This window comes from Kluyvera sp. Awk 3 (assembly GCF_028069715.1).
GTDB lineage: Bacteria > Pseudomonadota > Gammaproteobacteria > Enterobacterales > Enterobacteriaceae > Kluyvera > Kluyvera georgiana_A.
On sequence record NZ_JANEWH010000359.1, the window covers coordinates 1 to 255 of the forward strand.

A 255-nucleotide genomic window follows, 5' to 3' on the forward strand; every position below is an offset into this window, starting at 1 on the left:
GCTTATGCCTTTGCACTAACCTCCTGATGTCCGACCAGGATTAGCTAACCTTCGTGCTCCTCCGTTACTCTTTAGGAGGAGACCGCCCCAGTCAAACTACCCACCAGACACTGTCCGCAACCCGGATCACGGGTCTACGTTAGAACACCAGCCATTAAAGGGTGGTATTTCAAGGATGGCTCCACACGAACTGGCGTCCGCGCTTCAAAGCCTCCCACCTATCCTACACATCAAGGACCAGTGTTCAGTGTCAAG

General features: G+C 53.3%; 1 rRNA gene. It reads right to left on the bottom strand.

The features are described from left to right. Window positions 1-255, bottom strand: a 23S ribosomal RNA gene (locus tag NNN71_RS25370); the annotation flags it as partial.